This is a genomic window from Pseudonocardia sp. McavD-2-B (genome assembly GCF_024124365.1).
Classification (GTDB): domain Bacteria; phylum Actinomycetota; class Actinomycetes; order Mycobacteriales; family Pseudonocardiaceae; genus Pseudonocardia; species Pseudonocardia alni.
Genome location: NZ_JAMXSG010000154.1, coordinates 1 through 13,834, shown reverse-complemented (window position 1 = coordinate 13,834; position 13,834 = coordinate 1). Strand labels below are relative to the sequence as shown.

Genomic DNA, 13,834 nt, shown 5'->3' with positions numbered 1-13,834 from the left:
GGACCGGTGGTGCCGGGTGCCGCCGGTGCGGTGACGGCGGCGGCGTGCCGGATCCCGGCGCGGATCGACGCCCCGGACCCGGCGATCGCCGAGCGCGCGGTGCGCGAGGCGGTCGCCGGCGGGGCCCGGCTCGTCGTCCTGCCGGAGCTCACCGTCTGCGGGTACGCCTTCGCCGACGCCGTGGAGGCGCGGTCCGCCGCCGAACCCGCCGACGGTCCCACCGTCGCCCGCTTCGCGGCCCTGTCGGCGGAGCTGCGCTGCGTCGTCGTCGCCGGGTTCGTCGAGCTCGGGGCCGACGGCCGCGTGTACAACAGCGCCGCCGTCGTCGAGAACGGGGTGCGCCGCGCGGTCTACCGCAAGGCGCACCTCTGGGACCGGGAGAAGGAGCTGTTCACCCCCGGCCAGGCGCCACCTCCGGTGGTCGCGACCGCGGCCGGCCGGATCGCCCCGATGGTCTGCTACGACCTGGAGTTCCCCGAGTGGGTGCGCCGGGTCGCGCAGGGCGGCGCCGAGATCGTCGCCGCCCCGGTGAACTGGCCGTGGCGCCCGACCCCCACCGGGCAGGACCCGCTGGAAGTCGCCAAGGTCCGGGCCGTCGCCGGGGCCTACCGGGTGCACATCGTGGTCGCGGACCGCTGCGGCACCGAGCGCGGGGTCGCCTGGTTCGGCGCGCCGGTGATCGCCGACGCCGACGGGAACCTGCTCGCCGGCCCCGGCGGTCCGCCGCCGGGGGAGCCCGGCGTGCTGCTGGCCACGCTCGACCCGGCCGCCGCCCGCGACAAGCGCCTCACCCCGCACAACCACGTCCTGCACGACCGCAGGCCCGAGCTCTACCGCGAGACCGACACCGACTCCGACACCGAAGGAGCACCACCATGGCCGGCGTGACCTACGACGCGGTGACCCGCCGCTATCCGGGGTCCCCCCGGGCCGCGGTGGACGCACTCGACCTCGAGATCGCCGACGGCGAGTTCCTCGTCCTGGTCGGGCCGTCCGGCTGCGGCAAGACCACCTCGCTGCGGATGCTCGCGGGGCTCGAGGGCGTCGACGACGGCCACATCCGCATCGGCGATCGCGACGTCACCGGTGTCGCGCCCAAGGAACGCGACATCGCGATGGTGTTCCAGAACTATGCGCTCTACCCGCACATGACCGTCGCCGACAACATGGGCTTCGCGCTCAAGATGGCAGGCGTCCCGAAAGCCGAGATCACCGGCCGGGTCGCCGAGGCCGCCCGGATCCTCGATCTCGAGCAGTACCTCGGGCGACGCCCGAAGGCGCTGTCGGGCGGGCAGCGCCAGCGGGTCGCGATGGGGCGCGCGATCGTCCGCCAGCCGCAGGTCTTCCTGATGGACGAGCCCCTGTCCAACCTCGACGCCAAGCTGCGGGTGCAGACCCGCACCCAGATCGCGTCGCTGCAGCGCCGGCTCGGCGTCACCACCGTCTACGTCACCCACGACCAGGTCGAGGCCATGACGATGGGGGACCGGGTCGCCGTGCTCCGCGACGGCGTGCTGCAGCAGTGCGCCGCCCCCGGCGAGCTCTACCAGCGGCCCGCGAACGCCTTCGTCGCCGGCTTCATCGGCTCGCCGGCGATGAACCTGCTGAGCCTGCCGGTGACCGCCGACGGCCTCCGGCTGGGCGGCGTCGACGTCGCCGTGCCGCGCGGGGCGGGGGACGCGGTCACCCTCGGGGTCCGCCCCGAGGACCTGCACCTCGCCGACGACGGCATCCCGCTGGAGATCGACCTGGTCGAGGAGCTCGGCGCGGACGCCTACGTCTACGGGCGCACCCGCGTCGACGGCGTCGAACACCCGATGGTCGCCCGGGTGGACGGGCGGAGGCCGCCGGCGCGGGGGGCGGGTGTGCACCTCGCGCCGGACCCGGAACGCGTCCACCTGTTCGGGGCGGGCGGGCGCCGGCTGGACTGAGAGTGCCCGGTCTCAGGCCGGGCGGGCGCCGACCGTCGTGCTGAGCCCCCGCCCCGCCTCGACGACGGCGGCGGCGCGCTGCTCCCCCTCGGCACCGGTGAAGTCCTCGCTCCGACCGCCCAGGCTGACGGTGGCCACGAGTGCGCCGTCGACGCCGAGGACCGGCGCCGCGACCGCGGACACCCCCCCGAGGTAGTCGTCGCGGCTGATCGCGACGCCGGTGGCCCGTACCTCGTCGAGGTGGGCGACCAGCCCGGACGGGTCGGTGTGGGTGGAGTCGGTGAACGCGGGCAGCTCGTGGGCCAGCAGCCGCTCGCGGACGGCGGGGTCGAACGCCGCCATGACCACCGGCGCCGCCGCGGCATGGAACGGCAGCACGGTGCCGATCCCGATGCCGGCCACGACGAGCGGCTTGCCGCCCTCGACCCGGTCGATGCAGACCGCTCCGGCGTCGGCCGGGACCATCAGGAACGCGGTGTCGCCGAAGCGCGCCGCCAGGTCCTCCAGCACGGGCCGCGCCTCGGTGCGCAGATCGAACTCCGCCAGCGCCGCGGCTCCGACCGCGAACACCGGCATCCGGATCCGGTAGGCGCCCACGGCATCGCGGTGCACCCACCCCGCCTCGACGAACGAGGTCATCAGCCGGTGCACGGTCGGCTTGTTCAGTCCGCTCGCCGCGGTCAGCTCGGCGAGGGTGATCACCGGCCGGTCGGCTCCGAAGTGCTCGAGCAGCCGGCACGCGCGCAGCACCGACCCCACGGTCTCCCGACTCGTCGTCTCCGGGCCCTCGGCAGGGGCGCCACCGCCCACGGTCACCTCATTCGTCGCGTCCTACCGGCGTCAGGGTAGTGACCGCCGCTCCGGCATGTCTTGACACAACTCGCCTCGAGGCACATTCTCGAAACGCGTATCGCATCACGATACACAGAGAGGTGTTCAGTGGATCTGCGCGAGATGATCTCGACAGGACTCGTCCGGGCCCCGGGGGTCTGGGACGGGCTGACCGCCCGGCTGGCGGAGCAGGCCGGGTTCCCCGCGCTGTGCGCGTCCGGCTTCGCCATCTCGGCGGCGCTCGGCTACCCCGACGCCGAGCTCTACACGATGTCGGAGAACCTGCAGGCCGTCCGTACCGTGCGTGAGGCCAGCCGACTGCCCGTGGTCGCCGACATCGACACCGGCTACGGCAACGCCATCAATGCGGCCCGCACCGCGCGCCGGTTCGCCGACGCCGGGGTGGCCGCGGTGTTCATGGAGGACCAGCGCTCACCGAAGCGGTGTCCGCTCATCCCGGGAGCCGAGGTCGAGCTCGTGGACCTCGCCGAGGCGGAAGGCAAGGTCCGGGCGGTGCGCGACGCGGCCGGCGACATGATCGTCATCGCGCGCACCGACGCGAAGGGGGACGAGGCGCTGCGCCGCGCCGAGTCCTACGTCCGGGCCGGTGCGGACATGATCATGCCCGTCACCCGGACGTTCTCCACGGTCGAGGAGTGGGCCCGCTGCCGGGAGGTCGCGGGCGTCCCGCTCATCGCGACCCTGACCGCGTCGGCGTGGACCGAGCGGGAGTTCACCCCCGAGGTCATGGAGCAGATCGGCGTCAGGCTCGCCCTGCTGCCGACCCAGGTGCTGATGGCCGTCACCGGCGCGGCACGGCACTGCCTGCGGCGCCTGGCCGAGGGGGAGGCGCCGGCGGCCGTGAGCGCCGACGGGCTGGCCCACCACGACTTCGTCGACCTGATCGGGATGGACGAGATCGAGCGCCAGCAGCACGCCTACCTGCCCGCGGCGGTGGTGTGACGATGGGCGCGACGATGGCGGAGAAGATCCTGGCCCGCGCGGCGGGCGTGGAGCACGTGCGGGCCGGGGAGAACCTCCCGGTCCGGCCCGACCACATGATCGCCTACGACTTCCCGGGCTACACCGACGTCATGTTCCGACAGATGCACGACGACTTCGGGATCCGTGAGCTGGCCGACCCCGGGCGCTACGTCGTGTTCATCGACCACATGCTCACCCGCGGCGACGCCCGTGAGGAGGAGGTTCACCAGGTCACCCGTGACTGGTGCGCCTTCTACGGGATCACCCTGCACGAGGCCCGCGGCATCGGTCACCAGGTGATGGCCGAGCTCGGCTACGCCCGGCCCGGCAACTTCCTGGTGCATTTCGACGGGCACGTCTCCGGCGCCGGCGCGTTCGGCGCGCTCGGCTGGGGGGTGCGCCGCGACCTGCTCGAGGCCTGGGTCACCGGCGAGATCTTCCTGGACGTGCCGGCCAGCACCCGGTTCGAGCTGACGGGGGAGTTCCGGCCCGGGGTGGACAGCCGCGACCTCGTGCACCGCATCATCGGCGACCACGGCGCCGACGGGTGCGCGCACCAGGTGATGGAGTTCGGCGGGCCCGGGGCGCGGGCGATGGCGATCGACCACCGGCAGGGCCTGTGCGGGATGGCGATGTTCACCGGGGCGGTCTCCGCGGTGTTCGAGCCGGACAGCACCGCGCTCGAGTACGCCCGCCGGGTGGCAGGCGACGGGTTCGTCCCGCAGCACCCGGACCCCGACGCCGACTACCGTGCCGTCCACCACTACGACCTCGCCTCGATCGTCCCGCAGGTCGTCCTGCCGGGGTCGGCCCGCTCGGCGAACACCCGCGACGCCGCCGACCTCGACGGCACCGCCGTGACACGGGCGTTCATCGGGTCCTGCGCGTCCGGGCGGATCGAGGACATCCGCGCGGCCGCGCTGGTGCTCGACGGCCGCAGCGTCGCGCCCGGGGTGGAGCTGAACGTCGTCCCGACCTCGGACGCCGTGCACCGGCAGGCCGAGCAGGAGGGGCTGCTCGACGTGCTGCGCGCGGCCGGCGCGCACATCGCGCGGTCCAGCTGCGACTTCTGTTTCGGCTACCAGAAGCCGCTGCAGCCCGAGGAGAACTGCATCTCCACCGGGGTGCTGAACATCTCGGGCCGGATGGGCAGCACCGGCGCCAACATCTACATGGGCTCCGCCTCGACGGTGGCCGCCAGCGCCGTGGCCGGGACGATCGTCCCCGCACCGGAGGTGACCGGCCGGTGAGCGCCGCCCGCGAGTATCCGCCGCCGCCCGACGTGATCACCGGCCGGGTCGCCTGGGTGTTCGGCGACGACTTCGACATCGACCTCGTCGTCGGCGTCGAGAACATCAAGTCCTACGACGCGGACTTCCTGCGCGGCGTCGTCATGCAGGCCTACGACCCCGGGTTCGCCGACCGCGTCCGGCCCGGCGACGTGATCGTGGGCGGACGGAACTTCGGCTACGGCCACCCGCACTACCCGCCGATGGTGGCGTTGCGCGACCTCGGGGTGGCCGCGGTGCTCGCCGAGTCCTTCTCCCCGGGGTTCTGGCGTGGGGAGACCCACAACGGCATGCCGCTGATCACCGTCCCCGGGATCGCCGGGGCCGTCGTGACCGGCGACGCCCTGCGTCTGGACTGGCGGACCGCCGCCGTGACCCTCGACGACGGCCGCACCCTGCGCGGCGTCCCGCCCAGCGACCGCGTCGTCCGGGTCGTCGAGGCCGGCGGCTCGCTGAAGCTGCTGCTGGCCGAACACTCCCGCACCTAACACCCGTTCCCCGCCGATCGACGCCGATCAGGAGCACACGTGTCCGAGACGACCTCGCCGCCCGGCACCGGGACCGGGGCCACCCCCGCCCCGACCTCCACCCTGTCCGCCCGCCGCGCCGCGATCGCCGGCGGCGTCGGGACGCTCATCGAGTACTACGACTTCAGCGTCTACGCCTTCCTCGCCGTCACCCTCGGACCGTTGTTCTTCCCGAGCGAGGAACCCGCCGTCTCGGTCCTCCTGACTCTGGCCGTGTTCGGGTCGGCCTACGTGATGCGTCCGCTCGGCGGCTGGTTCTTCGGCCGACTCGGTGATCGGCGCGGCCGTAAACACGCCCTGGTCGTCACGGTCGTGACGATGGGTGTGTTCTCCGGGCTGCTCGGCCTGCTCCCGGACTTCGCGACCGCCGGGGTGCTGGCCCCGGTGCTGCTGGTGCTGGTGCGGCTCGCCCAGGGGTTCTCCGCGGGCGGGGAGATCGGCGGGGCCGCCACCTACGTCGCGGAATCGGCGCCCCCGGGCAGGCGCGGGCTCTACGGCTCGCTCACGCCGATCGGGTCGACGCTGGGCTTCTCCGTGGCCGCCGCGGTCGTCGGGCTCGTCACCGCCGTCACCTCCGCCGAGCAGATGGCGGCCTGGGGCTGGCGGATCCCGTTCCTGATCGCCGTCCCGCTCGCCGCCGTCTGTCTCTGGGTGCGGGTCGCGCTCGAGGACACCGCCGAGTTCGAGGCGATGGCCGAGCAGCGTGAGGTCGTCCGCAGCCCGTTGCTCACCGTGGTCCGCGAGCGGCCGGGCGCGGTGCTGCGGGTCGTGGGCATCGCGATCGCCATGAACGGCACCGGCTACATCGGCCTGACGTACTTCAGCACCTATCTCATCCAGACCCAGGGCTTCGACAAGGAGGCGGTCTACTGGGCGTCGGCGATCGGCATCGCCCTGGCCTGCACGACCTACCCGCTCGCGGGCATGCTGACCGACCGGTTCGGACGACGGCCGGTGCTCCTGTCGGCCTACGCGCTGTACCTGGTGATCGCCTGGCCGGCCTTCGCGCTGCTCGGGGCCACGTCGAGCATCGTGGTGGTCACGCTGGTCTACGTCGTCTACATGGCGGTGAACGGCCTGGCCCAGGTCCCCGCGTTCCCGCAGTTCACCGAGCTGTTCCCGCGCCGGGTCCGCTACACCGGCGTCGCGCTGGGCTTCAACATCGGCACGATCCTCGCGGGCGGCACGGCGCCGTACGTGGCCGCGCAGCTCGTGCAGTCCACCGGCGACCCCATGTCCCCGGCGTTCTGGGTGCTGGGCGTGGCCGTGGTCGGCGTGGCGACGGTGCTGACGCTGCGGGAGACCGGCCGGGACCGGCTGCCGGTGTAGGACCGGCGAGGGCGGGGGTACCCGGCCCGGTGACCGATCGTTTCGACGGCTGGATCTCCGGCCTGGGCACCACCTCCGGCCGACGGATCGTCGTGGGCCACTGGCCGGACACCCCGCTGGGGCCGTTCACCGACGTGATGACCGAGTCCGCCGACGGGCACCGCACCCTGCTCGCCCCGAGCGAGGAGGTCGCCACGTTCGTCTCGGCCACCTACACCTTCGACGAGGTCCGGGTCGTCCCGGTGAACCACACCGTCGACGACGACCGGCGACGGGTCGTGGCGGGCCCGCTGGAGGTGAGCTGGCGGATCGGCGGCCGCCCGCTGCTCGGCAGGCTGCTCCGCGCGGTCCCGGGACCGCTCGCGGTGCACCCGTGGTGGCTGCGGGCGATCGACCCGATCGCCCGCCGGGTGATGCCCGGGGTGCGGACCGTCGGCACTGCGGGCAACGGCCGTCGCGAGTACTACGGGGCCCGTGACCTGCACCGGGTCCTCGCCGTCTCGGCCCGCTGGGACGACGGCGACTGCGGCGGGCTGGCCCCGGTCGTCCCGCCGGTCCGGTTCGGCTTCGGCTCGGCCCCCGCCACACCGTCGCACGTGCGGATCACCACCCTGGTCGAGCGCTCCTTGACGTGACCCGGTGGCGCCACCGATGGTGACTCACGACAACCGAAGACGGCGAGCGGAACCCCAGGAAGCCGGTGCGAGTCCGGCGCGGTCCCGCCACTGTGACCCCTCGCCCCGGCGAGGGGGAGCCAGACACTGCGCCCGTTCGCCGCGCCACCCCACCCGGGACGAGGATCCCGAGGAAGGTACGTCGATGACGCGCGCCCACACCGCCCCCGGAGCCGTCCGGTGATCCTGCTGCTGTCCACCTCGGACACCGATCTCCTCTCGGCCCGGTCCTCGGGCGCGGACTACCGCCTCGCGAACCCGAACCGGGTCACCCACGACGAGCTGGCTGAGATGGCCGACGCGGCCGACGTCGTCGTCGTCCGCGTCCTCGGCGGGTACCGCTACTTCGAGGAGGGGCTGGACCTGCTGCGGACCCGCGCGACGCCGCTGGTCTGCCTGGGCGGGGAGATGGCCCCGGACGCGGAGATGATGGAGCTGTCCTCGGTCCCCGCGGGCGTCGCGGCGGAGGCCCACACCTACCTCGCGCAGGGCGGCACGGACAACTTGGCGCAGCTGCACGCGTTCCTGTCCGACACCGTGCTGCTCACCGGCGAGGGGTTCGCGCCGCCGGTGGAGCTGCCCGAGTGGGGCGAGCTGTCCCTGCCCGACACGGAGGTCGACGGGCCGACGGTGGCGGTGCTGTTCTACCGCGCCCAGTTCCTGGCCGGGAACACCCGCTACATCGAGGCCCTCTGCGAGCAGATCGCGGCGACGGGCGCCCGCGCGCTGCCGATCTGGTGCGCGTCGCTGCGCCAGGCCCCGGCCGCGCTGCTGGAGCGGCTGCGCGAGGCCGACGCCATGGTCGTCACCGTGCTCGCCGCGGGCGGCACCAAGCCCGCAGGCGCGCAGGCCGGCGGCGAGGACGAGGAGTGGGACGTCACCGAGTTGGCCGCGCTCGACGTCCCGATCCTGCAGGGCCTGTGCCTGACCAGCTCCCGCGCCACCTGGGAGGCCAACGACGACGGGATGTCCCCGCTCGACGTCGCGACCCAGGTCGCCGTGCCGGAGTTCGACGGCCGGCTGATCACCGTCCCGTTCTCGTTCAAGGAGACCGACGCCGACGGCCTGTCGGTCTACGTCCCCGACGGCGAGCGGGCCGCCCGGGTCGCCGGGATCGCGGTGAAGCACGCGACGCTGCGCCGCGTCCCGAACGCGGACAAGAAGATCGTGCTGATGCTGTCGGCGTACCCAACCAAGCACGCGCGGATCGGCAACGCGGTCGGGCTGGACACCCCGGCGTCCACGGTGGCGCTGCTGCGGACGATGGCCGCGGCGGGCTACGCGGTCGCCACCGAGGGCGAGGCGGCGTTCCCGGGCGTCGAGGCCGGCGACGGCGACGCGCTCATGCACGCCCTGATCGAGGCCGGCGGGCAGGACCCGGACTGGCTGACCGAGGAGAAGCTGGCCGGCAACCCGGTCCGGATCTCCGCCGCGACGTACCGCAGCTGGTTCGACACGCTGCCCGAGGACTTCCGGTCCGGCGTCGAGGAGCACTGGGGCGAGGCGCCGGGCGAGCACTACGTCGACCGCTCGCAGAACCCGGACGGCGACATCGTCGTCGCGGCACTGCGCCGCGGCAACGTCACGCTGATCGTGCAGCCGCCCCGCGGGTTCGGGGAGAACCCGGTCGCGATCTACCACGACCCGGACCTGCCGCCGTCGCACCACTACCTGGGCGCCTACCGCTGGCTGGCCGCGCCCGAGTCCGAGGGCGGGTTCGGCGCGCACGCGATCGTGCACATCGGCAAGCACGGCAACCTGGAGTGGCTGCCCGGCAAGACGCTGGGCATGTCGGCCTCCTGCGGCACCGACGCCGTCCTCGGCGACCTGCCGCTGGTCTACCCGTTCCTCGTCAACGACCCGGGGGAGGGCACCCAGGCCAAGCGCCGGGCGCACGCCACCCTGGTCGACCACCTCATCCCGCCGATGGCGCGCGCCGAGTCCTACGGCGACATCGCCCGGCTGGAGCAGCTGCTCGACGAACACGCGAACATCTCCGCGCTCGACCCGGCGAAGCTGCCCGCGATCCGCCAGCAGATCTGGACGCTGATGACCGCGGCCCAGATGCACCAGGACCTCGGGCTGGAGCAGCGCCCCGACGAGGACGTCTTCGACGACATGCTGATGCATGTCGACGGCTGGCTCTGCGAGATCAAGGACGTCCAGATCCGCGACGGCCTGCACGTGCTCGCCCAGGCACCGGCCGGGGAGCAGCGCGTCGACCTGGTGCTCGCGGTGCTGCGCGCCCGGCAGATGTGGGGCGGCGAGCAGTCCGTGCCGGGTCTGCGCCAGGCGCTCGGCCTGGTCGAGGACGGCTCGGAGTCGAACACCCGCACCGACGCCGTCGAGACCGTCGCCCGTGCCCTGTGCTCGGCGATGGAGACCTGCTCCTGGGACCCCGCCGCCGTCCCCGCGGTGGTCGCCGAGCACCTGGCCCCCGTCCCCGGTGGCCCCCAGGGGAACTCTCGTAGCGCTCTAGGCCACGAGAGTTCCCCTGGGGGCACCGGTGGGGGGCTCCCGGGCGTCGACGTGGACGCGGTCACGGCGGTGCTGCGCTTCGCCGCCGACGAGGTCGTGCCCCGGCTCGACGCCACCGCGCACGAGCTGGACCGGGTGCTGCACGCCCTCGACGGCGGCTTCATCCCGGCCGGCCCGTCCGGCTCGCCGCTGCGCGGACTGGTCAACGTGCTCCCGACCGGGCGGAACTTCTACTCCGTCGACCCCAAGGCGGTCCCGTCGAAGCTGGCCTGGGAGACCGGGCAGGCGATGGCCGAGTCGCTGGTCGAGCGCTACCGGGCCGACCACGGCGAGTACCCGCGCAGCGTCGGCCTCTCGGTGTGGGGGACCAGCGCGATGCGGACCTCCGGCGACGACGTCGCCGAGGTGTTCGCCCTGCTCGGCGTCCGCCCGGTGTGGGACGACGCGAGCCGTCGCGTGCGCAGCCTGGAGGTCATCGACCTCGCGGAGCTCGGCCGCCCGCGCGTCGACGTCACGGTTCGGATCTCCGGGTTCTTCCGCGACGCGTTCCCGCACGTCCTGGCCCTGCTCGACGACGCGGTGAAGCTGGTCTCCGAGCTCGACGAGACCCCGGAGCAGAACTACGTCCGCGCCCATGTCGAGGCCGACCGCGAGCGCACCGGCGACGACCGTCGCGCCCGTACCCGGATCTTCGGCTCCAAGCCGGGCACCTACGGTGCCGGGCTGCTGCAGCTCGTCGACTCCCGTGACTGGCGCGGCGACGCCGACCTCGCCGAGGTCTACTCCACCTGGGGCGGCTACGCCTACGGCCGCGGCCTCGACGGCGTCCCCGCACGGGACGACATGGAGAACGCCTACCGGCGGATCGCGGTGGCGGCGAAGAACATCGACACCCGCGAGCACGACATCGCCGACTCCGACGACTACTACCAGTACCACGGCGGCATGGTCGCCACGGTGCGCGCGCTGACCGGCACCGCGCCGGCCGCCTACGTCGGGGACTCGACCCGTCCGGAGGCGGTGCGTACCCGCAGCCTGCACGAGGAGACCGCCCGGGTCTTCCGTGCCCGCGTGGTCAACCCGCGCTGGATCGCCGCGATGCGGCGGCACGGCTACAAGGGCGCGTTCGAGATGGCCGCGACCGTCGACTACCTGTTCGGCTGGGACGCCACCACCGGCGTCATCGCGGACTGGCAGTACGAGACGCTGACCGCCGAGTACGTGCTGGACCCGGACAACCGGAAGTTCCTCGCCGAGTCGAACCCGTGGGCGCTGCACGGCATGGCCGAGCGGCTGCTGGAGGCCGTCGACCGTGGTCTCTGGGAGAGCCCGGAGTCCGCGACGCTGGACGCGCTGCGCCAGGCCTACCTGGAGTCCGAGGGCGACATCGAGGGCGACGGCTGAGCCGCGGGACCCTCCGGCCTTGACACCGATGATTTCCCAGGAACATATTTCCTGGGAAATCATCGGTCGACCGTCGCGAGCCCCGGAGGACCCCCGTGCCCGACCCCGAGCCCACCGCCCGGCCCCGCTACGGCCGCGACGAGCCCTACGAGGTCTTCGAGATCGACGACCTCACGCTCGACTGCGGGCGGACGCTGCGCCCGGCCCGGATCGCCTACCGCACCTACGGCGAGCTGAACGCGGCGAAGGACAACGCGATCGTCTACCCGACCTGGTACTCCGGGCGGCACTGGGACAACGAGTGGCTGATCGGTGAGGGGATGGCGCTCGACCCGGACCGCTGGTTCGTCATCGTGCCGAACATGCTGGGCAACGGGCTGTCCACGTCGCCGTCGAACGCCCCGGTGCCGCACGACGGCCCGTCGTTCCCACCGATCCGGGTGCGCGACAACGTCGAGGCCCAGTACAGGCTCGTCACCGAACGCTTCGGGATCAGCACGCTGCCGCTGGTGCTCGGGTGGTCGATGGGTGCGGGCCAGACCTACCAGTGGGCGGTCAGCCACCCCGAGATGGTGCAGCGCATCCTGCCGTTCTGCGGATCGCCGCGGACCGCGCCGCACAACCAGGTGTTCCTCGACTCGCTGCGTGCCGCGCTCCAGGCCGCGGTCGGGTTCGACGGCGGCCGCTACACGGTCCCGCCGGCGCAGGGGCTGCGCGCGTTCGCCCGGATCTACGCCGGCTGGGGCTTCTCCCAGGCGTTCTACCGGGACGAGGAGTGGCGCCGGCTGGGCAACACCTCGCTCGAGGACTTCGTCGTCGACTTCTGGGAGGGCTTCTTCCTCGACGGTCGGGACCCGAACAACCTGCTGACCATGCTCGACACCTGGTGGCACGGCGACGTCGGCGCGACCCCGGGCGCCGGGTCGACCGAGGAGGCGCTGGCCTCGATCCGGGCGACGGCGATCGTCATGCCCGCGGAGAAGGACCTGTACTTCCCGCCCGAGGACGAGGCCTGGGCGGTGTCGCACATGCGGGCCGGCACCGAGCTGCGGGTGATCCCCGGGGTGTGGGGCCACTTCGCGGGCGGCGGGAAGAACCCGGTCGACACGGCCTTCATCGACGCCGCCGTGGCCGAGCTGCTCGCCCGCCCGTCCGGGATCTGAGGCTCAGCGCCCCGGTACCCGCGTCCGCGACGCGGTCGGCGCACCGGCGAGCGCGGGCACCGCGACCACGACCGGCAGCACCGGCAGCGCGACGGCCGGTGGCGCCGGCGCCACCAGCAGCGCGCCGCCCAGGCCGACGAGCGCCGCCGTCGCCGGCTGGTCGAGGAGCTGGGCCGCCGAGGAGTGCGGGCCGACGTCGTGGGCGTCGGAGTGGGCGAGGGTCAGGTAGGCGATCGCGGAGAACGCCCCACCCATCCCGAGCCCCGACACGCCCCGGAACCCGACGGCGAGCCGACCCGGCAGCAGCCCCGCCCTGAACCCCGGTGCAGGTCAAGTCGATTCAGTGACCACCTGCCGTGATCAACAACCACGCTCCGTGTTTCCGGCTCGCGCAGTCGGGTACACCGCGTTATGACCGACATCACAACGATCATCGTCGTCGCCGTGGTGGTGATCGTCGTCGCCGTACTCGCCGTGGTCGCCGCGACGATGCTGCGCCGTCGTCGCTCCGCCGAGCTCCGCGACCAGTTCGGACCCGAGTACGAGCGCACCGTGCGCGACGCGGACGACCCCCGCGACGCGGAGAAGGAGCTCGCGCAGCGCCGCAAGCGCCACGACGCGCTGACCTTGCGATCCCTCGACCCGCAGGAGCGCGACGGCTACCGCCGCCGGTGGCAGCAGGTGCAGGAGGGGTTCGTCGACGATCCGTCGCGGGCGGTGCACGACGCCGACGCGCTCGTCGCCGACGTCATGGCGGCCCGCGGGTACCCCGCCGAGGACGTCGACCGCCGCGAGGAGGACCTGTCCGTCGCCTACCCGGTCGTCACGCAGCGCTACCGCGAGGCACGGGCCATCTCCCGTGAGCACTCCGCCGGGCGAGCCGGGACCGAGGACCTCCGGCACGCGGTGACGAGCTACCGCGCACTGATCGACGCGCTGCTCGACGACGGTGACGGCACCGGTTCCGGTGGCCGTCCCGAGAACGACGGCCGCCACCGCCAGGGCGGACCGGACCAGGACACCCGACGGGAGACCACGGCATGAGCGAGCACCAGGGCAGCAGCAAGGCGGCCCGACTGGCCGACTCGATCAAGGACGCGTTCACCGGCCGCAGCGAGGACGAGCGTGACGCCGGCTGGGAGCGCCGCGAGGCGGCGGGCACCGCCGAGCAGGACGCGGGCGTCCCGGGCCGGCGCCACGGTGACCCGGACGCCCCGCCGCTGG

Annotated in this window: 13 protein-coding genes and 1 riboswitch; of the genes, 11 read left to right on the top strand and 2 right to left on the bottom strand. The window is 73.4% G+C overall.

What is annotated here, in order from left to right; translation table 11 throughout:
* The coding region (locus tag NH602_RS19345; RefSeq protein WP_253068540.1) for a nitrilase-related carbon-nitrogen hydrolase at positions 1–888 on the top strand (888 nt) is incomplete at its 5' end.
* Positions 876–1,931 carry an ABC transporter ATP-binding protein gene (locus tag NH602_RS19340; protein WP_253068539.1) on the top strand — a complete coding sequence of 352 codons (1,056 nt, stop codon included), beginning with the start codon at positions 876–878 and terminating at the stop codon, positions 1,929–1,931. The genes NH602_RS19345 and NH602_RS19340, both read left to right, overlap by 13 nt.
* 12 nt (positions 1,932–1,943) lie before the next feature.
* Here NH602_RS19340 and NH602_RS19335 read toward each other — a convergent pair whose 3' ends face one another.
* On the bottom strand, positions 1,944–2,741 hold the full coding sequence (locus tag NH602_RS19335) for an IclR family transcriptional regulator (protein ID WP_253068538.1): 798 nt from the start codon (positions 2,739–2,741) through the stop codon (positions 1,944–1,946).
* Positions 2,742–2,870: 129 nt separating this feature from the next.
* Between NH602_RS19335 and NH602_RS19330 the strand changes: the two genes are divergently transcribed.
* From NH602_RS19330 to NH602_RS19300, 7 genes are all read left to right on the top strand, one after another.
* Complete coding sequence (locus NH602_RS19330) at positions 2,871–3,725, top strand: isocitrate lyase/phosphoenolpyruvate mutase family protein (protein ID WP_253068537.1); 855 nt, start codon at positions 2,871–2,873, stop codon at positions 3,723–3,725.
* A 2-nt stretch (positions 3,726–3,727) separates the two neighbouring features.
* A complete protein-coding gene (locus NH602_RS19325; protein ID WP_253068536.1) occupies positions 3,728–4,996 on the top strand; it encodes an aconitase family protein in 1,269 nt (422 codons plus the stop codon).
* Entirely contained in the window at positions 4,993–5,523 is a 531-nt protein-coding gene (locus NH602_RS19320; RefSeq protein ID WP_100880349.1) for a 3-isopropylmalate dehydratase, read from the top strand. The genes NH602_RS19325 and NH602_RS19320 overlap by 4 nt, the downstream gene beginning before the upstream one ends.
* A 39-nt stretch (positions 5,524–5,562) precedes the next feature.
* The gene (locus NH602_RS19315; RefSeq protein ID WP_253068535.1) at positions 5,563–6,891 is read left to right on the top strand and encodes an MFS transporter; all 1,329 of its coding nucleotides are present in this window, start codon (positions 5,563–5,565) and stop codon (positions 6,889–6,891) included.
* A gap of 29 nt (positions 6,892–6,920) precedes the next feature.
* The gene (locus NH602_RS19310) at positions 6,921–7,526 is read left to right on the top strand and encodes a hypothetical protein (RefSeq protein WP_253068534.1); all 606 of its coding nucleotides are present in this window, start codon (positions 6,921–6,923) and stop codon (positions 7,524–7,526) included.
* A gap of 55 nt (positions 7,527–7,581) precedes the next feature.
* Positions 7,582–7,655, top strand: a riboswitch (cobalamin riboswitch).
* 90 nt (positions 7,656–7,745) lie between these two features.
* Entirely contained in the window at positions 7,746–11,447 is a 3,702-nt protein-coding gene (gene cobN, locus NH602_RS19305; protein ID WP_253068533.1) for a cobaltochelatase subunit CobN, read from the top strand.
* A gap of 95 nt (positions 11,448–11,542) precedes the next feature.
* On the top strand, positions 11,543–12,610 hold the full coding sequence (locus tag NH602_RS19300; RefSeq protein WP_073577017.1) for an alpha/beta fold hydrolase: 1,068 nt from the start codon (positions 11,543–11,545) through the stop codon (positions 12,608–12,610).
* Positions 12,611–12,613: 3 nt separating this feature from the next.
* Here the strand turns inward: NH602_RS19300 and NH602_RS19295 are convergent, their stop codons facing one another.
* The gene (locus NH602_RS19295) at positions 12,614–12,880 is read right to left on the bottom strand and encodes a hypothetical protein (RefSeq protein ID WP_253068532.1); all 267 of its coding nucleotides are present in this window, start codon (positions 12,878–12,880) and stop codon (positions 12,614–12,616) included.
* Positions 12,881–13,021: 141 nt separating this feature from the next.
* Here NH602_RS19295 and NH602_RS19290 point away from each other — a divergent pair, with 141 nt between their 5' ends.
* Both NH602_RS19290 and NH602_RS19285 read left to right on the top strand, forming a co-directional pair.
* Positions 13,022–13,654 (top strand): hypothetical protein, encoded by a 633-nt coding sequence (locus tag NH602_RS19290; protein WP_073577015.1) that lies wholly within the window; start codon positions 13,022–13,024, stop codon positions 13,652–13,654.
* Positions 13,651–13,834: hypothetical protein (locus NH602_RS19285; protein ID WP_253068531.1), on the top strand; the 184-nt coding region annotated here is incomplete at its 3' end. The genes NH602_RS19290 and NH602_RS19285, both read left to right, overlap by 4 nt.